Genomic DNA, 18,965 nt, shown 5'->3' with positions numbered 1-18,965 from the left:
ATGCGCAAAATTGACGATGTGGATATGATCCGGCAGAAGGCGAAGCTCCGCAAGGCTTTTTCGCACCGGCTGACACGCTTGCGCACACCAGAAAGCGCGGGCTTTTATCAGGAGCATACAGGCGGGATTGACAAGCCGGGCGCAGAAGATCGTAAACGCGACGTAGTCATTGATTGTGGATGGGGCCGGCTTTTATTTGCGCAAACGTTTGACACAAATGAAGCAATTATCGAGGCTCTGCGCGCTGAAGCACCCGCCAATCGGGACATTGTTTTCTATGTCAGCGATCCGCATGTTCTTCTATCGCTGGCGCCGCAAGAAGTATTTCTTGATCCGTCCCATACTTATCGTTTGGAGCTTGCGACCTACCGGCCCGGCGGACGGCGCACCCGTGGCATTACTATCCGGCGGGCCGTGTCCGAATTGGACGTGGAAGGAATTAACGCCGTTTATGCGGCATGTGGAATGGTGCAGCTTCGTCCGGATTTTTTCTCATCCGAACGCAATAGTCGTGCCGTGACTTATTTTGTCGCGCAGGATGATATTACCGGCGAAATTGTGGGCACTGTAACCGGGATTGATCATCATCAGCTTTTTGATGATCCCGATGGGGGCGCGTCGCTTTGGTGCCTTGCCGTTCATCCGCAAGCGCGTCAGCCCGGTATTGGGGAAAAGCTGGTGCGCAAACTGGCCGAGCATTTTCAAGCGCGTGGATTAAGTCATATTGATCTTTCGGTTCTGCATGACAACGAACATGCAATTCGTCTGTATGAAAAACTGAACTTCCGCCGCGTGCCGCTTTTTGCTGTAAAACGCAAAAACGCTATCAATGAGAAATTCTTCGCTTCGCAACTTGATTGTTTTGAGGCGCTCAATCCCTATGCGCGCATCATTGTCGATGAAGCGGTGCGTCGTGGCATACAAGTGGAAGTGACCGACGCGGAAGGTGGATTTTTTCGCCTTTCTAACGGTGGACGTACCGTTCACTGTCGCGAGAGCCTTTCGGAAATGACATCCGGCGTTGCTATGTCGATTTGCGACGACAAAGCCGTGACAAGGCGCATTGTCAGCCAGGCCGGTTTGACCGTGCCAGATCAAATACCCGCAGAGGCGGGAGAAACTGCATTGCAGGAATTTCTCAACAAGCACGGCAAGGTGGTCGTAAAGCCCGCTCGCGGCGAACAGGGCCAGGGTATCTCTGTCGGGGTTTCAACCATCAAGGATTTACACGCGGCCATTAAGATCGCACGCAGCGTATGTGACAGGGTTTTGATTGAGGCCTGTTTTGAGGGCGAGGATTTGCGCCTGGTGATCATTGATTATCAGTTGGTTGCGGCTGCGGTGCGGCGTCCGCCAAAAGTTATAGGGGATGGCAAATCAACCATTCGTAAGCTGATTGATGTTCAATCCCGCCGACGGTTAGCAGCAACCGGCGGCGAAAGTCGAATCCCGGTAGATGCTGAAACCAAGCGTTGTCTGGAAGAGCAGGGCTTGTCACTTGAGACGGTGCTGGAAGATCTTCGCGAAGTTACCGTGCGTAAGGCGGCGAATTTGCACGCTGGCGGAACGATCCATGACGTGACAACCAATGTGCACCCCCATCTGGTAAAGGCGGCTTGCACTGCGGCCAAGGCGATTGGAATTCCCGTAACCGGCATTGATTTCATGGTTAAAGACCCAGAAAAACCGGAATATATTTTTGTGGAAGCCAATGAGCGCCCCGGTCTCGCCAATCACGAGCCTCAGACGACGGCGGCAAAGTTCATTGATCTACTTTTCCCTGGTTCTCGCTAAAATTGTTCTCGGTTTCGCTAATAATAGTGGGCGCCTGATAAAACAGGCGTCCCTTATCAAACCGGAACCACCACCAACGCTTTTTCGTTTCTTTCTACAGGAGAATTAAATGCGAAAATCGTTGCTGTTTTTCATATTAGCCATTGCTGTGGTGTTGATGTTTGTCGTGGCTAGCCCGTATTATTATGGGGTGACGCCGGAAAACACTGGCTCAGAACAGGAGCAGGGGCAGTGAACGGAATTAACAACTCGGGATCCAATCAACCTCGCTGATTATGGGCCTATTTTGCGCCACACTTCGCAGATTTCCATCGCCGTTTCGAGTTTCCGTGTGAGGCTAGCCTCATTTCCGGCTCTGGGTTGCACTAATATACACTTCTATCTGATCACCGTCAGCAAGACCTAGTCTTGGCCTGAGTTTTTCGCTTGCGATAATTTCCAAATGTTCGTGCATATGCGAGCCAACACGGCGAAATATCCAAGCATTGGCTTCGTTTTTTCTTGTTTTTATTACACACCGCCAAGCTTGGCCCAATCCTCGTCTAGGTTTAAACCGCTTTCGGACTAATGAGTTATTCCCGATAAGATCGCGGGCAATTACAACATCGGGTGCAATGGTGTTTTTATCGAGAACTTTGACGCCTTTTCTGGTGTTAAAAGGCGCAGGTGGGTCGATCAAGCGGACATTTAGCGACCCTGGATAGAATTCCACGGGCCAGTCATGCGGAACGGGAAATAAGACCTCGCTTCCAGGTATTTTTAGTTCAGAATGTCGACCGAGGCCGGATTCCACAATTCCATGTATTTTGATCATAGCCTCTCTGCAATGGTTCTCTGTCGATTCGAGCCAGATGCAATAATTAGCCTGTTCAATGTTCAAAAACAAAAGAAAACGAGCCGGGCCAAGCAATTGGCCGTTCTTGTTGCCGAATATAATATTTAGGGCAGCACGATTGAGCGCCATAAAAGTGGTTTATGGCGCTCAACGCCCCGAGGTTCTGCTCGAGTAAGGGCATCCTAATCCGCGATGCAAAGAGTTTATTTTCGGGGGTGGGGAATATGTGTTGCACAACAATGTTGTTACGGGGAAGTTTGGAAGGCCTAGCTAACTAGCACAGATTGCTCGTTCTTTTTTAGCCATTGCTCCGCCAATTCCTGTAATTGCTTTTCCGCTTGGGCGATCATTGGCCCATATCGTTCGTTCTGGAAGCCCCAAAGGGTTGAATTTAATTCCTCCCGATGTCCCGCAATAAAAGGAATAGCAACGACTACATGCAGATTGGGTAAGTTTTGCAAATATCTATCGAAGGCATTCTTTACTACATCATGGTTGGTAGGATCCCATTTTGATAATAAACCCAGCGCAGATTTATTGTATATATTGCAAACGGAGCTTACCATTCGATCTACCGTGGCATACATGATGCCATCATGAACCTCGACTGAAAGTATCTTCGTGTCGGGATGGACTTCTGCCATCAGGCCCGAAAAAATATCCCATTTATCAGAGCGCGTGGTTAGATAACCGATAATCTCGGACATTTTACTTTCGTATTGGTCCGGGAGCAAAGCGTCATCTTCAAAAACGGTGAGATAATCAAAATTTTTCGCAAGCGCGTACATTGCTAGCAATTTAAAACTTAATCCGCACCCTATCCAACCAGGACTATATCGTGCGCCATCAAAAATCACTGCGCTACGAGGCATACTTTCCATCAAAGCTTTTCTTCTGGAAATCGTTTCTGGAAGCGAAAGTGCAATAGTATTACTGTCATGGGGTATGTATGGAAGATTTTCCTGCAGCTTTTCGACAGGAAGCAATCCAAGAGCAACAAGCGCTCTATCCAGCATGAAGGCAAATCTTTCAGTACTGCGCTTAGCAGAATGCGACAAGCTTTCAACGTAGTTATCAATATCTGCAAGTATCGTTTCTGCCTGTAAAAGCATATCTTCGACAGAGTTTTCGTTAAAAAATCTGACGGCACCGTTCAGTTCAGGATAATCATATTGATCCTTCGCCCCCTCAGAAAGGACAGGGGTACCTAAAGATAAGCATTCCTGTATCCGCGGTGTCTCTAATAGGGCTCCTTCATAATAATGAATATTTACAACCACTTTGGCTTTACGAATAGCATTATGCATGTCTTCGCCAAACAGATTATTGTAAACTACCACGCTGAATTTTTCCTGCAGCTTTGACAGGAAATGACGTCTCCGAGGTGAACTGTTGCTATCACCATAAAACAGGAAATCGTATTCTTTTTCTGCTGGGTTGTTCACACTTATATTTGATGAAGATAGGCCAATGGGTATATAGTGCACATGAGGGTACCGAATTCCTTTGTTTTGGAGGAATTCAATATTTGTAAGAGAGTAATCAAATATAGCTAAAGAGTTTTCGAGATCGGAAATGTATTTTTTGCTGAACCAACGGGAGCTAACTGATTGCTCTAGTTGGAAAAGTATCCGTCGTTCATTTGGCGGCAGGCGGTCGAACATCTGTGCGCACAAAACGATGTAGATATCGTGATTAAAGCTGGCAGGAGCAGAGGTCATTACTGACGCATCAATGCCGCGCGTTTTTAAATGGTCTGCGATGGATTGGGCAATGAAAATAGTATGAGGAGTGGACATGATTGCCCACGTAGCCTCGCTATTGTTCTGGATTTTCTGGATAGAGTTTATAGTAGCCCTTTCACGAAAGGAGTATTTTAATCGCTCTAACAGCCCTTTAATGTCACCGCGGGCTAGGTAGCGTGCACCATTTCGCATCCTTGTCGGGTTCAAGAGTGCTGATAAAGAAATTGTATTTTTTGTTTTATCGTTACTTCTCAACCGCTGGAATGATCGGCGAAATGCGCGGAGCGGTTGCGTCAGCTTCCATGAGCGGGAGCTAAGAATGATATTATTATATTTTTCCAATTCAGTGGATGTCTCAAGGAGTTGTCTAATTTCCTCGTTATATTTCTGCTTGTCTTTTTGCCTCTCTTCGCGAAGTTTATTAATAATTATATCACGCGATAATATTTCCTCATTTAAGCGATCAATTTGTTTAATAAGCAGTTGTTCATTGCTATAGCTATCGATTTTCTTAAGAATTTTTCGCTCATTATTTAAAATGGCGTCATGTAGTTGTCCAATTTTCTCACTTAGTTCGATAGAGTCTTTTGCCATATATAGGCTTCCCTCTTGATTAGTTCTGAAATACTGCAGCGTTTGCCCGCTTGCTACGCCTTCTCGGCAAATGATCTTTGCAGTGGGATGATCAACTTTCCGCGTTTGGCCATTGAGGGTCGCCATTTTAATAAGCTTTGAAAGGTAGGGCCGTAATTCGTACTTTTGCCCATGCGCTTTCTTTATTTTTTGGATTGCGTTTATCGCCTCACTGTAACCGTCGGTTAACTGGCTGCTAATCTCGTCAGGTGTTTTTTTAGACGGGCTGCAACGACCCGAAAAATTCAACATTTCCGCAGTGCGATGATTGTTCTCTGTCAGCCAGCCTGGTCCGCCCCATTTGTCATAGATGAACACGGGGGTTTCGCTTAGAATGCAATACTGCACCGTTTTGCCAATAGTGATGACTGCGTCATACCTAGAAAGGACTTCCGGGGTTATTCGAATTTGTTCCGACGGCAGTCCGATATGTTCGACTTTAATGCCGGTTCGCTCCAATAATTTTCCGGCGTCCAACACTTCTTGAGGAGTATGATTTGAGATTATCGCAACTGTGCCGATATCTATCCTGTGTTGACGCGAAAATATAAAGCGGTTTGGAGCGGCGTTATGGAATATTTTTATCTTTTCAGGAGCTATCCCAAACGAAACGAGATTTTCAAGTGTCTCGTAGCTGTTGGCAATTGTGATGCCAGGTGCAGAAGCTATTGCGCCGGGAAGCTCATACGGTTCGAACGGAGATAAAGAAATGTTTGCAATAAATGGCCATGGCTTATCGTCTGAATAATATTTTGACAGAAGATACGGTAAAATATGATGCTGTGACCAGATTATGTCGTAGGAAAATGGGTCGGGGCAGTCATCGACCAATCCAAATTTTACGGACAATCTACTCAGGTCGCTTTTAATTGGTTCTCCGATGAAGCCAGCAAACAAATCTACGTCGCATCCAAGCTCCAGAAAGGTTTCCGCAACTTCAAGTGCAACGATTTCCGAGCCTGCGTATACCGCGAGTTGGTTCGTTAGAATTAGAGCTCTCAAATCTTCTACCGTTTTGGGTGTGGCGACGCTCCTTCACGCCCGGTTTTGCTTCCGGGGCCGCGTCATTGCAAATCATTTGATCGTTAGTCACTTATAAGTATCCCACTAAATTAGGAAATCCAACATGAATATGCATCTTGGCGATACCCGCCTCTTGATTGGTGGGCCGAAAGCATGGGCTATTCACAACCAACGTGGAAAGAGAATTACGAGAAGGTCAGCCGAAAGCTCGGAGTGGATCTAGGTAGCAAATCCCAAGCTTTTGTTAGAGCCTGAATATGCTGCGCCCATTCTGATCGTCGGCATGTAAAGAAAAGGCTGGCTTACCGGCAAAAAGCACTTCGACTATATCACGCTGCAAAAGTCTGACTTTAAGAATGCCAAGCGCATTGTGACTGGCATGGATAAGGCCGACCTGATCGCCGGCTATGCCAAGCAATATGACTAGGCACTTCTGGCTGAAGCTATGGTGTGGGCCGGTGATTAAAGCGCCAGCCGAATCCGCAGGATCGGGCCGATAGCACCCATAGGCGTGTTTATACCAGCCACCTTCACCATGAAGGCGCTATTGAGGAAGGTGTGCCGTTGTCACCTCAATGCGCTCGCCGGTGGCAAAAGACGCCTATCGTTCATTTAGTAAATATCGATCAGGCCGCTCGGCCTATTCGGGCATATATGATGCGACTGGCCGCATGGTTTCCAGCGTAAAGGTGAACCTATGAGCGAAGGTAAACAGCTTGATGATGGCAAAGTCCGTATGGATCTTCTGCCGCCTAAGTTCTTATTTGCCACCGCTGATATTCTCGGCTTCGGCGCTGGTAAATATGGCGACCGCAATTGGGAAAAAGGCATGTTTGAGGCAAGTGTTCGCAGCCCTCATGCGGCATATGTCGGCATGGTTGCGGAAAGAGCAGCATGATCCTGAAACAGGTTAATTGCACCTAAAGCACGCTGCCCGCTCTATTGCGTTTTTGATTGCTTATAAACAGAGGCAAACGGGAGCCGGTGATTGACCGGAAAGTGAACAAACTCTGTAAACTAATGCTAAACTACAAGCTACCGGTTGTTAAATGCAACTACCGCTAAGTCTTTGAACTTATTGGTGAGCGCGCAGGGATTCGAACCCTGGACCTACTGATTAAAAGTCAGTTGCTCTACCGGCTGAGCTACGCGCTCCCAAGGGAGACTGGTTGTCTCAAGGAAGTGCGCGGAACATACGGTCGACATTCAGATTGGTCAACACCCTAAATCGCTCTTTCTTCAATATAAATTCAAAAATACACATTGTTTTGTGAAAAAATGCTGTTCGGCGGTCGTTTTAATGGCGTCAATGGCCTGTTAGACGCGCAAAGAGGGAGAAAAATCGTCTTTAATCGCGTGGACAATAGAATCAATATGAGTGTGGGCGGTGGTTTTCCCAAATAAAACAGCCGCCTTGCGGCGGCTGTTATCAGGCAAGGCCTATCAACGATAAGGCGAGTTGCACTGTCTACGGGGTCCGTTATAGGGCTGGAACGTGTTGTCCGAAGCCCGATAAGAACGATACCGGTCGTAACACCACTGCACATGAGCGTTGCTGTAACCATATCCGGGTGATTGATAAACTCGGGGTGCAGGCGCCGGAGCAGCCAAAGCACCGCCAAGAACCGCGCCAGCACCAAACGCTGCTAGCGGATACCACCAACCATCACTATGGCGGCGATAGCCACGCCGATAATGGCGGTAACCGCGATGGCCACGCCAATGTCGAGGGCCAGCACGGTGGCCACGCCAATTTCTATTGCGGTGACGTCGATGATCGCGAACGTCAATAATATTATCGGACCCGATTATCTGGGTTGTGGGCAGGATCGGAGCGGCAGATAGCGGCGCCATGGAGCCGAACAAAACAGTAGCACCAACCATGCCAACTAGGAGCTTTTTAAAGGTGTAATTCATGTACTTCTCCAATTCTGGTCGCATCTTATTGCTCGCAAGATGAACGCTAGCTGAATATATATAGCACGCCTGTCGCCCGACAAGCTCGTTGGCCGTGCGTGGCTGGCAAATATGTTTCTTAGACCCAAGCATTTCTCAAAATTTTCCTGACGATTTTGATTATGGGCAATTTGACATCTGGTGATAAAGAGAGAAAACACCATATGATGCATCCATGACGAACGTGAACACTGACATCCCATTCACTCTGATGAAGCCCACGCGCGATGAAACAGCCCGCCAAACGCAGTTTTTGCCCGTGCAAAATAGCTTGCCTGTTGAGTGGCAGGTTTCCGAAGGACTAACCGATTACGAAACTGCATTGCACTTTATGGAAGAGCGTGTGCAGGCCATTCGGGAAGGAAAGGCGAAAGAACTCGTGTGGTTGGTGGAGCATCCGCCACTTTACACAGCGGGTACCAGCGCACGGGTGGAGGATTTATTATCTCCAGATCGGTTTCCGGTCTTTCAAACCGGGCGAGGCGGGGAGTACACCTATCATGGGCCGGGTCAGCGTGTTGCCTATGTCATGCTTGATCTCAAGCGTCGGCGGGAGGATGTGCGCGCTTTTGTGGCTGCGCTTGAACAATGGATTATCGAAACATTGGAGCAATTCAATGTGAAGGGGGAGCGGCGCGAAGACCGTGTGGGCGTTTGGGTGGCGCGACCAGATAAGCCTAATCTCTCCAATGGCAAAATTTGCGAGGACAAAATCGCAGCAATTGGAATCCGGCTGCGCCGGTGGGTGAGTTTTCACGGCATTGCGATCAATGTCGAGCCTCAGCTGGAAAATTTTGACGGAATCGTCCCGTGTGGAATTTCCGAATATGGCGTCACCAGCCTAGTCGACCTTGGACTTCCGGTGACGATGGATGACGTGGATGTGGCTTTGGGGCGTGCTTTTGAAAATGTTTTCGGGCCACGCGATCATTAATCTCTATTTTCGGGTTAGGACTCGAGCTTTATGTTCCGTTCTCGCATGAACACATAGATGCCCGACCCGATAATGATCATGATACCCAGCCATTTTGACGGGGTAGGGAAATCTCCAAATAGGAGCAGTCCAAGTATCACTGCCGTAACGATTTCAAGATATTGAAAAGGCGCTAATATAGATGCGGGTGCAAGTTTGAATGCTTGCACGACCATCAGATGGCCCACCGTTGCAACCGAACCGAGCAGAAATATCAGCAGGCATATAGACGGCGTCAATGTCAGGCTGAAATGAAAATCTTCAACGCTGGTTTGGGACGCGATTAGCATGGCGAAAGCCGTGGTGAGACCGCCACCTATTCCTGCGTAAAACTGCATCACAAGCGGTTTTTCATGCACTCCATATTTTCGGTTGAGAATGAGATAGGTGGCAAAGCTAACAGCGCAGAGCAATGGCAGCAAAGAAATGGCACCAAAAACTTCAAAACTCGGTTGGATGACAATTAATGTTCCAACCAGTCCCACTGTGACGGCACAATATCTGCGCCAGCCAATTTTTTCTTTCAGAATAATGGCCGACATTATTGTGAGGATGAGAGGCTCGGCGAAGAAGATCGCCGTGGCATCTGCAAGCGACATATATTTGATCGCCATAAAAAAGCACAGGCTGGTGAAGCCAATCAGGGCCCCGCGAACCAGATTTACTGTAAGATGCGAAGTTCGAAACTGAGAAATGCCACCCATTGCCAATAAAATGACAAAAGTCAGGGCGCATTGAACGGCAAATCTCAAAAACGCAACGGTGGCCGGCGGAATATTGTCCATCGTTGACATCCATTTTCCAATGGCATCAGTGAATGGAAGTAAGAGTACTCCCATCACCATGATAATCATTCCGCGTATATGTCCGCCGGCTTCTGATTGCGCGGCCGAGTGGTCCACCGATTGTGCTTTCATTGATTCCCCTCACACATTAGAGAGGAGTAGGCTAATTCATGTCAGCGTGCCAATGAGAATTCAAAAAAGCCCCACCGAGTTTGACTTTTGCCTCCATTCCGGTGCAAATCGTGCAAGCTATGTGCAAAACCCTTTGATAAAAGCGCGAATATTAGAACGTATGGCGAACTTCGGTCGCATTGCGCGGATTCCCGTGGCATCATTTGATTGATTCGCACCTACATATTTTCAGCTTGCGGCATATGTCAGGCTGGCCTTCGTGGCTTCAGATAGAAAGCTATTCGGACAAAAATGGACGACAGCAACGATCTTTTTTCAAGAGTGCTCGATAACGCGAAAAATCGGACGACTGCGCAGCCGGTTGAAAACGAAACTGTATCACCGCAGCCGCACGCACCTTTAGCGGCGCGATCAGGCACGCAGAATTCGACGCCAACCAAGCCGAAATCTGCGGGGCCCACAAAATCTCCAGCCGCTCCATCGGACGGTGATGATTATAATGCGTCATCTATCCGCGTGCTTGAGGGGCTGGAGCCAGTTCGTCTGCGTCCGGGCATGTATATTGGCGGTACCGACGAAAAAGCGCTGCATCACCTTTTTGCTGAAGTCATTGATAACTCAATGGACGAGGCGGTGGCTGGTCATGCGAATTTCATCGAGGTGAGTCTGGATGCGGAAGGGTTTGTGACCGTTTCGGATAATGGTCGGGGTATTCCTATTGATGAACATCCGCAGACGCCGGGGAAATCCACGCTCGAAGTGATCATGACCAAGCTTCACGCTGGTGGTAAATTTGACAGCAAATCTTATGAAACATCGGGCGGGCTCCATGGCGTAGGCGTTTCGGTGGTGAACGCTCTGTCGGATGTCATGGAAGTAGAAGTCGCTCGCAATCGTCGGCTTTATCGGCAGCGCTTTTCGCGTGGAATTCCGCAGGGTGGATTAGAAGACGTCGGCGAAGTGCATAATCGCCGCGGCACTCGGGTGCGCTTTCATCCTGATCCGGAAATATTCGGCAAGGTTGCGCGCTTTGATCCCCATAGGCTTTACCGGATGGCGCGTTCCAAAGCCTATCTTTTTGGTGGCGTTGAAATCCGATGGAGCTGTGATCCGTCTTTGCTTGATCCGAAGAAGGAAACGCCAGAAAAGGCCGTGTTCCATTTTCCAGGTGGTCTAAAGGATTATCTTCAGGCGTCCCTTGGAAAAGAACATCAGGTAACTCGCGAAATTTTTGCAGGAAGAACCGAAAAGAAAAGCGGTCACGGTGCAGTAGAATGGGCGGTATCCTGGTATGGTGGTGACGGTTTTGTTCATTCCTATTGTAACACCATTCCCACGGGCGATGGCGGCACTCATGAAGCGGGCTTGCGCGTTGCACTGACCCGCGGGTTAAAATCTTATGCGGAATTGACCAACAATAAACGAGCTTCGATCATCACCACGGATGATGTGATGATATCAGCTGCGGCCATGATGTCGGTCTTTATTCGAGAGCCGGAATTTGTTGGACAAACGAAAGATAAGCTCGCGACTGTTGAGGCGCAGAGGATTGTTGAAAATGCCATCCGCGACCCGTTTGATCATTGGCTGACTGCTTCTCCGCAGGAAGCCTCGCGCTTGTTGGATTGGGTGATTAACCGCGCTGAAGAACGCTTACGCCGCCGACAAGAAAAGGAAACGGTTCGCAAGAGTGCAACGCGCAAACTGCGCTTGCCGGGCAAACTCGCAGATTGTACGCAAACTGCTGCTGCAGGCGCCGAGCTCTTTATCGTGGAAGGGGATTCCGCCGGTGGTTCCGCCAAACAAGCGCGTAATCGGGCTAATCAGGCGATCTTGCCGCTACGCGGAAAAATCCTCAATGTTGCTAGTGCTGGTCGCGAAAAACTGACCGCTAATCAGCAAATCGCTGATTTGGTGCAGGCGCTTGGCGCGGGTACGCGCAAGAATTATCGCGAAGATGATCTGCGTTATGATCGTATTATCATCATGACAGACGCCGATGTGGACGGCGCTCATATCGCTTCCTTATTGATTACATTTTTCTATCAGGAGATGCCGGATCTTATTCGTAATGGCCATCTGTATCTCGCTGTTCCGCCGCTCTATAGGTTGAGCCAAGGCGGCAAGGTTGCTTATGCCCGTGACGATGCGCACAAAGATGAGCTGTTGCGTACTGTATTTACCGGGCGCGGAAAGATAGAAATAGGTCGGTTTAAGGGGCTTGGCGAAATGCGCGCTGAACAGCTCAAGGAAACGACCATGGACCCCAAAAAGCGAACCCTTTTACGCGTTCAGGTGGACGAAGAATATAGCGAAGAGACCCGCAACACCGTGGATGAACTGATGGGGACAAAGCCGGAGGCACGCTTCCGTTTCATCCAAGATCGTGCTGCATTTGTTGAAGAGCTGGATATTTAATAAAACGAAATAGGCGGGCGTAACGCCCGCTTATTGTTTTGTCGTTTATTGCTTAGCCGATGACACAATGCCCAGCTGGCATTGAATTTCCTCAATCGTTTCGCGAACGAAAAACCTGATCACAGAAGCCGAAACGCTTGCAAAGCTCCTGTCGTGCATCGCCCTTAAATGCGATCCATCAGCGCAAACCACGAGAGCGCCAGAAACAATAATGGACCGCGGAAAACCTGTCCTCCCGGAAAGGCCGGAATACGCAATTCTTCGAAAAGTTTAAGCTTTTCACGATTTCCGCTCAAAGCTTCCGCGTATAATCGACCAATATAATTGGCAAGCATAACGCCATGGCCCGAATAGCCACCGGCGCTGATGACGCCGGGCATAACTTCTTTGACAAAAGGCTGGCGCGGCATGGTAATGCCCACTGATCCGCCCCAAGCATGGGTGATTTCTACTTGCTTAAGCTCAGGATAAATCTCACCAATCTGACGGCGTATATGGTCACTAATGTCGCGCGGATTGTCTGCTGTATAGGCCTCACGTCCGCCAAAAAGCAGACGCCCATCTTTTGAGCGGCGAAAATAGCGAACCACAAAGCGTGAATCATCGACAGATTCTCCACCCGGAAGGACGGTGTTGTTGTCACCAAGTGGGGCAGTCGCGCCAATAAAGGAACGGATCGGCATGATGTGCGAGGCACTTGATTGTTCAAGCTGGCCTCCATAGGCATTAACGGCAATAAAAGCATTCTTCGCTGTTATCGTGCCTCGCGAAGTCTCAACTTGAACGCTGCCATGCGCGGTTCTTAATCTGGTAGCGGCGGTGTTTTCAAAAAGATGCGCGCCAGCTTTCTGCGCAGCTTTGGCGGCTCCGATTAAGAATTTGAGGGGATGAATATGTCCGGTTCCCGAGTCATAGATCCCACCATGATAACGGTCTGAGCCGAGCAAAGATGCCATCTCATCGCGCTCGACATATCGGATATGCGAATATCCGAAGCGGGTTGCCATTTGTTCGGCATGGTTTTGGTAGTTTTTAAGATAGCGCTGCTTATGTGCGGCTGAAATCTGCCCGCGCGTATAATCCATATCGATATTATTTGCGCTAGCGAATTCCAATAGGTGAGTTTTAGCCTCTTCAGCTATCTCGAACAAAGCCTTTGCGCGCTCAAAACCATATTGTTTTTCGAGATCTTCTGCCCATGTGCGTTGGCCCGTGCCCAACTGCCCACCATTGCGCCCTGATGCTCCGTCACCTAAACGAGCAGCCTCAATCAGCACTACGTCAACGCCATTCTTTGCTAAATGATAAGCGGCAGATAGTCCTGTATATCCCCCGCCAATGATGACGACATCAGTTTGCCGCGCTCCATTGAGCTCGGGATATTGTGGGCGTTCGATAACACTTGCCTCATACCATGAAAGGCCGGGGGCAATTGGGCTTTGGTATGGCATGGACGTTCCATATTGGAATCACAAATCATATATGGAAATGTATATAATCAATCGAAGGCAATGCCGACCAATATTCGCATTGCCTTCAGAATTTTATTGCAGCGTGTAAACACGGCGCGCGTGGGGGATCAACCCGCCCGAGTTATTTAGACGTTCAGCAGCAGAAATTCCCGTTCCCAAGGGCTGATAACTTCCATAAATGTTTCAAACTCGGCGCGTTTGATTGCGGAATATGTGGTTACGAAGGAATCACCGATTAGCGTGCGCAATTCCTGATCGCTCTCAAAAAGCTCGACCGCATCGATCAAACCACGCGGCAGATCAACTTCCTTGGTATTCACGCTGGTTGATGCTGGCTGGTCAGGCTCAATTTTGTTCATGAGACCGATCAATCCACAAGCAAGAGAAGCGGCAAGCGCCAAATAGGGATTAGCATCAGAGGACGGAATGCGATTTTCAACGCGCCTTCCTCCCGGCTCCGAACGAGGCACACGAAACGCTGTGGTTCGGTTGTCATATCCCCATTTGACGTTCACCGGTGCGGATGCATCCGGCGTCAAACGTCGATAGGAGTTGACATAAGGCGCAAACATGACCAGCGCATTTGGCACATGACGCTGCATGCCGCCGATAAAATGACGGAAAGCATCGCTTTCGCTGCCATCTTCATTGGAAAAAATGTTACGCCCTGTTTTTTTGTCCACGATCGATTGATGAATATGCATTGCCGAGCCTGGCTGCCCTTGGATCGGTTTGGCCATGAAAGTGGCATACATATCATGTTTGAGGGCCGCCTCACGGATCGTACGCTTGAACATGAATACTTGATCTGCCAGTTCCACGGGATCCCCATGGCGCAGATTTATTTCAAGCTGTCCCGTACCTTCTTCGTGGATCAGCGTATCGATCTCAAGACCCTGACCTTCGGAAAAATGATAAATATCATCAATAAGTTCGTCAAACTCATTGACGCCCGCGATTGAATATCCCTGACCACCACCAATTGGCCGGCCCGACCGGCCCACGGGCGGCGAAAGCGGATAATCTGGATCGGGATTTTTTTGCACCAGATAAAATTCAATCTCCGGAGCGACAACCGGCTTCAAACCTCGCTTACTATATGCTGCGACGACATTTCTAAGTACATTGCGCGGTGTAAATTCGACCGGGCTGCCATCTTGATAAACCAGATCGCAAATAACTTGCGCGGTCGGGTCTGTCTCCCACGGAACAATCGAAAGCGTCGAGAGATCGGGCAGAAGTTTCAAGTCACCATCATTTTCCGGATATTGGAAGCCGTGACCGTCTTCGGGATAAGCGCCGGAAATCGTTGTCATAAAAACGGCCGAGGGCAGGGCGAGTGACGTGTTCGAGGTGAATTTTTTCGATGGCATCATCTTGCCGCGTGCGACCCCTGCCTGATCAGGGGTAATGCACTCAATGTCTTCGATATCGCGCCATGCAAGCCATTCGGTCGCTTGTTTCCAATTCTTTACGCCACGTAATGCTTTAACATAGGGAGGAGTGCGCCGACGCGGTGCGCGCGTGGGCTTTTTATGCGTCGTATCAGCTGACATCAAACACCAAAAAATGATTTCGTATCATTATATGATAGCGGTAGCCGTGCTGATTGACAAATGGCTTCACGCAAAAAGGTTTAGAGTTCGCGCTGATACTTGATTGTGTATCGCTCGGTCGTGATGAGATCGGCTCTCGCACATCTTCACCGAATTCCAGTAGCTTATTTGCAATGGTAACGATTTTTTTGTTCGTCCTGTCATCCTGCTGTTGACGAATGCATCGCAATCTAAAAAGGTGGGCGGAATATAATATCGATCTAAAGCCTGCAGCTTGAAATTGCAGTAGAGAATGGAGCACTCAATGAGGATCACTTCCTTCCTTTGCGCTACGACTTTTGCCACCTTGAGTATTTCGGCTGCTGTTCTTCCTGCCAGTGCGCAGGAACGCGTGGTCCATATTTATAATTGGTCGGACTATATCGACGATTCTATCCTGGAAGATTTTAAGAAAGAAACGGGGATTTCTGTCGTTTACGACGTCTATGATTCTAACGAAATTCTGGAAACCAAGCTTCTAGCAGGTGGTAGCGGCTACGATCTGGTGGTCCCTTCTGGCGAATTTCTGGGCCGTCAGATTCCTGCAGGCGTTTTCCTGAAATTGGATAAGGAAAAACTTCCGAACCTTAAGAATATGTGGGATGAAATTTCTTCGCGCGCGGCAACCTATGATCCGGGCAATGAATATTCCATCAATTATATGTGGGGTACGACGGGTATTGGCTATAACAAAGCCAAAGTTAAAGAAGCGCTTGGGACCGATACAATCGATTCTTGGGATGTATTGTTTGATCCCGAAAAATCGGCAAAACTTAAAGATTGCGGCATATATTTGCTGGATTCAGGCAGTGAAATGCTCCGGCCTGCTTTGAACTATCTAGGGCTTGATCCAAATTCTCCGTCGGCGGAAGATCTGGAAAAAGCGCAGGAGCTTTATCTCAAAATTCGGCCCAATATCCGCAAATTCCATTCCTCTGAATATATCAACGCGCTCGCTAATGGTGATATCTGTTTGGCGGTCGGCTATTCGGGCGACGTCTTTCAGGCTCGTGAGCGGGCTGAAAATGCCAATCAGGGCGTAGAGATCGGCTACTCCATCCCTGCCGAAGGTGCATTGATTTGGTTCGATCAAATGGCAATCCCTGCGGACGCCAAAAACGTTGATGAAGCGCACGAATTCATGAACTATATCATGCGTCCGGAAGTTGCCGCCAAAGCATCAGACTATATCTTTTATGCAAATGGCAATAAGGCTTCGCAGGAATTCATCGATAAGGAAATTCTGGAAGACCCAGAAATTTATCCGAGCGAAGAAGTGATGGAAAAGCTTTTCGTTCCAGAACCTTATGACACGAAAACTCAGCGTGTCGTGACACGCGCCTGGACGAAGATCGTTACAGGTCAATAATCGTCAAAATTGCTGGCAGATCGTTGGAAGCATCCTTCGATTGCAACTTTATAAGAAACATGTAGAAGGGCGGCTCGCTAAAATTGCGGCCGCTCTGTGCCTTGCAACCATGGGCGAGCGCGTTATTTGGGTTATGATCAATCGATAGAGGACGGAATGGAATCATTTGGCAGCTTTCGCCGCACATTTGCGCCATGGAATGATCCAGCCGCAAAACCATTTATTTCATTTGAAAATGTTACAAAGGTTTTCGGCGACTTCACGGCGGTTGATAATCTGTCGTTGAACATATTCCATCGTGAATTTTTTGCTCTGCTGGGAGCGTCTGGCAGCGGAAAATCCACCCTTTTGCGGATGCTGGCCGGCTTCGACGAGCCAGATTCAGGCCGCATTATGCTCGATGGGCAAGATCTTCGCGGTGTCCCGCCCTATAAACGGCCGGTGAATATGATGTTCCAGTCCTATGCATTATTTCCGCATATGACGGTGGAGAAAAATATAGCATTCGGCCTAAAGCAAGATGGAATGGCCAAATCGGAGATCGATGCGCGCGTGGCTGAAATGCTTAAGCTTGTGAAGCTTGAAAGATTTGGCAAGCGCAAACCTCACCAGCTTTCCGGTGGCCAGCGGCAACGCGTAGCTCTCGCCCGAGCGGTTGCCAAACGTCCCAAAGTATTGCTTCTGGATGAGCCATTGGGCGCATTGGATAAGAAACTGCGTGAGCAGACGCAGTTTGAGCTAATGGATTTGCAGGTCAAACTCGGCCTGACTTTCCTGGTGGTTACACACGATCAGGAAGAAGCCATGACGATGTCTGACCGTATCGCCATCATGGAAAATGGAAGTATTTTGCAGGTGGCGACGCCAGCTGAAGTATATGAAGCGCCACGTTCCAAGTTCGTTGCCGATTTCATTGGCAATGTGAATATAATCGAAGGTGAAGTCGTAAAGGCGACTGGCGGAGAGGCAGAAATCGCCACCGAAAAATTCGGTTTTCACATTCATACGGAAACTCGCGAGCAGTTAAATCCGGGCCAGAAAGTTTGGTATGCAGTCCGTCCGGAAAAGACCCGTATAACCCGGGATAAGCCCGAGGATGCTTCTGTCAACGCGGTTGAAGGCGAATTGTGGGACATCGCTTATTTTGGCGATATGACAGTCTTTCACGTAAGACTTGATAATGGCCGCACGATCAAGGCGGCTAGTCTGAACGCAGTGCGGCGGACGGAAAATCCACTAACCTATGACGAACGCGTGTGGGTGTCTTTCGATGCCGATGCCGGTCTGGTGCTGACAGCGTGATAAGGAGCAGGAGCGCCCAATGCAAAAATTGATCGTTTCCGTCACCAGTCGGCTCGTTATTGCCGTACCATATTTGTGGCTGCTGATATTCTTTTTGGTGCCGTTTTTCATCGTCTTTAAAATCTCGCTTTCAGAGGTGACGATGGCGATCCCGCCCTATACACCAACCTTCGATCTGTCGGAGGGATTGGCTGCGCTCTGGGCCCGGTTCAAGGAATTGTCATTTGCGAATTATCTTTGGCTGGTGGACGATCCGCTTTATTATAAAGCCTATCTTTCGAGCTTGCGGATTGCTGCCGTTTCGACGCTTATTACCCTTCTGATTGGGTATCCCATGGCCTATGGCATTGCCAGGGCGCCGGTCAGTATTCGTCCCACTTTACTCATGTTGGTGATTCTGCCTTTTTGGACGTCATTTCTCATCCGCGTCTATGCATGGATTGGAATTTTGAAGCCTGAAGGTCTGCTTAACCAGTTTTTGATGGGGCTCAATATTATCGACACCCCGCTTACAATTTTAAATACGGATACCGCCGTCTATATTGGCATTGTTTATTCCTATTTGCCCTTCATGGTTTTGCCCGTCTACTCATCGCTCGAAAAAATGGATTTCTCATTGATCGAGGCTGCACAGGATCTTGGCTGCACAGCGATTGGTGCCTTCTGGAAAATTACCTTTCCACTCTCTTTAGCCGGTATTATCGCGGGCAGTTTTCTTGTTTTTATTCCGGCAATGGGTGAGTTCGTTATCCCCGATCTGCTCGGAGGCTCCCAAACGCTGATGATTGGTAAGACTATTTGGAGTGAATTTTTCTCCAACCGCGATTGGCCAGTTTCATCTGCCGTGGCTGTCGTTCTTCTCCTTTTGCTGATCGTGCCGATTGTTATTTTTCAACAGGTACAAGCTCGGCAGCAGGAAAAGGGGAGGTAGCA

At 48.7% G+C, this 18,965-nt stretch carries 15 protein-coding genes and 1 tRNA gene; 8 read left to right on the top strand and 8 right to left on the bottom strand.

Features of this window, described 5'->3' with window-relative positions; translation table 11 throughout:
- Together ngg and C7374_RS16485 are read left to right on the top strand one after the other, a co-directional pair.
- Nucleotides 1-1,794, top strand: coding sequence for an N-acetylglutaminylglutamine synthetase (gene ngg, locus C7374_RS06580; RefSeq protein ID WP_111574811.1), 1,794 nt, complete (start codon nucleotides 1-3; stop codon nucleotides 1,792-1,794).
- Between the two features lie 109 nt (nucleotides 1,795-1,903).
- Nucleotides 1,904-2,029, top strand: coding sequence for a hypothetical protein (locus tag C7374_RS16485; protein WP_280969299.1), 126 nt, complete (start codon nucleotides 1,904-1,906; stop codon nucleotides 2,027-2,029).
- Between the two features lie 108 nt (nucleotides 2,030-2,137).
- Here the strand turns inward: C7374_RS16485 and C7374_RS06575 are convergent, their stop codons facing one another.
- From C7374_RS06575 to C7374_RS15910, 3 genes are all read right to left on the bottom strand, one after another.
- Nucleotides 2,138-2,758 (bottom strand): DUF120 domain-containing protein, encoded by a 621-nt coding sequence (locus C7374_RS06575; RefSeq protein ID WP_111574810.1) that lies wholly within the window; start codon nucleotides 2,756-2,758, stop codon nucleotides 2,138-2,140.
- Between the two features lie 137 nt (nucleotides 2,759-2,895).
- The gene (locus C7374_RS16365) at nucleotides 2,896-6,009 is read right to left on the bottom strand and encodes a hypothetical protein (RefSeq protein WP_245412594.1); all 3,114 of its coding nucleotides are present in this window, start codon (nucleotides 6,007-6,009) and stop codon (nucleotides 2,896-2,898) included.
- Nucleotides 6,010-6,274: 265 nt separating this feature from the next.
- Nucleotides 6,275-6,448, bottom strand: a complete 174-nt coding sequence (locus C7374_RS15910) for a hypothetical protein (protein ID WP_158527810.1) — start codon at nucleotides 6,446-6,448, stop codon at nucleotides 6,275-6,277.
- A 279-nt stretch (nucleotides 6,449-6,727) separates the two neighbouring features.
- On the opposite strand from C7374_RS15910, the gene C7374_RS06565 reads away from it, so the two are divergent.
- Nucleotides 6,728-6,928 carry a dATP/dGTP diphosphohydrolase domain-containing protein gene (locus C7374_RS06565; protein ID WP_111574809.1) on the top strand — a complete coding sequence of 67 codons (201 nt, stop codon included), beginning with the start codon at nucleotides 6,728-6,730 and terminating at the stop codon, nucleotides 6,926-6,928.
- A 181-nt stretch (nucleotides 6,929-7,109) separates the two neighbouring features.
- Here the strand turns inward: C7374_RS06565 and C7374_RS06560 are convergent.
- Together C7374_RS06560 and C7374_RS06555 are read right to left on the bottom strand one after the other, a co-directional pair.
- A tRNA-Lys gene (locus C7374_RS06560) sits at nucleotides 7,110-7,185 on the bottom strand.
- Nucleotides 7,186-7,473: 288 nt separating this feature from the next.
- Nucleotides 7,474-7,947, bottom strand: coding sequence for a BA14K family protein (locus tag C7374_RS06555; protein ID WP_111574808.1), 474 nt, complete (start codon nucleotides 7,945-7,947; stop codon nucleotides 7,474-7,476).
- A gap of 250 nt (nucleotides 7,948-8,197) precedes the next feature.
- On the opposite strand from C7374_RS06555, the gene lipB reads away from it, so the two are divergent.
- Entirely contained in the window at nucleotides 8,198-8,920 is a 723-nt protein-coding gene (lipB, locus tag C7374_RS06550; protein WP_111574807.1) for a lipoyl(octanoyl) transferase LipB, read from the top strand.
- 14 nt (nucleotides 8,921-8,934) lie between these two features.
- Here lipB and C7374_RS06545 read toward each other — a convergent pair whose 3' ends face one another.
- Nucleotides 8,935-9,876 carry a DMT family transporter gene (locus C7374_RS06545; protein WP_111574806.1) on the bottom strand — a complete coding sequence of 314 codons (942 nt, stop codon included), beginning with the start codon at nucleotides 9,874-9,876 and terminating at the stop codon, nucleotides 8,935-8,937.
- Nucleotides 9,877-10,167: 291 nt separating this feature from the next.
- Here C7374_RS06545 and parE point away from each other — a divergent pair, with 291 nt between their 5' ends.
- The gene (gene parE / locus C7374_RS06540) at nucleotides 10,168-12,294 is read left to right on the top strand and encodes a DNA topoisomerase IV subunit B (protein WP_111574805.1); all 2,127 of its coding nucleotides are present in this window, start codon (nucleotides 10,168-10,170) and stop codon (nucleotides 12,292-12,294) included.
- Between the two features lie 164 nt (nucleotides 12,295-12,458).
- Here the strand turns inward: parE and C7374_RS06535 are convergent, their stop codons facing one another.
- Both C7374_RS06535 and C7374_RS06530 read right to left on the bottom strand, forming a co-directional pair.
- Nucleotides 12,459-13,745, bottom strand: coding sequence for an NAD(P)/FAD-dependent oxidoreductase (locus C7374_RS06535; RefSeq protein WP_111574804.1), 1,287 nt, complete (start codon nucleotides 13,743-13,745; stop codon nucleotides 12,459-12,461).
- A gap of 146 nt (nucleotides 13,746-13,891) precedes the next feature.
- Nucleotides 13,892-15,322 (bottom strand): glutamine synthetase family protein, encoded by a 1,431-nt coding sequence (locus C7374_RS06530; RefSeq protein WP_111574803.1) that lies wholly within the window; start codon nucleotides 15,320-15,322, stop codon nucleotides 13,892-13,894.
- Between the two features lie 304 nt (nucleotides 15,323-15,626).
- Between C7374_RS06530 and C7374_RS06525 the strand changes: the two genes are divergently transcribed.
- From C7374_RS06525 to C7374_RS06515, 3 genes are all read left to right on the top strand, one after another.
- Complete coding sequence (locus C7374_RS06525; protein ID WP_111574802.1) at nucleotides 15,627-16,730, top strand: polyamine ABC transporter substrate-binding protein; 1,104 nt, start codon at nucleotides 15,627-15,629, stop codon at nucleotides 16,728-16,730.
- A 156-nt stretch (nucleotides 16,731-16,886) separates the two neighbouring features.
- On the top strand, nucleotides 16,887-18,032 hold the full coding sequence (locus C7374_RS06520; protein ID WP_111574801.1) for an ABC transporter ATP-binding protein: 1,146 nt from the start codon (nucleotides 16,887-16,889) through the stop codon (nucleotides 18,030-18,032).
- Between the two features lie 19 nt (nucleotides 18,033-18,051).
- Nucleotides 18,052-18,963 carry an ABC transporter permease subunit gene (locus tag C7374_RS06515; protein ID WP_111574800.1) on the top strand — a complete coding sequence of 304 codons (912 nt, stop codon included), beginning with the start codon at nucleotides 18,052-18,054 and terminating at the stop codon, nucleotides 18,961-18,963.
- The last annotated feature ends 2 nt before the right edge of the window (nucleotides 18,964-18,965 follow it).

Source organism: Falsochrobactrum ovis, assembly GCF_003259955.1.
In the GTDB taxonomy this organism is placed as follows: domain Bacteria; phylum Pseudomonadota; class Alphaproteobacteria; order Rhizobiales; family Rhizobiaceae; genus Brucella; species Brucella ovis_A.
This window is presented reverse-complemented; position numbering and strand designations above follow the sequence as displayed.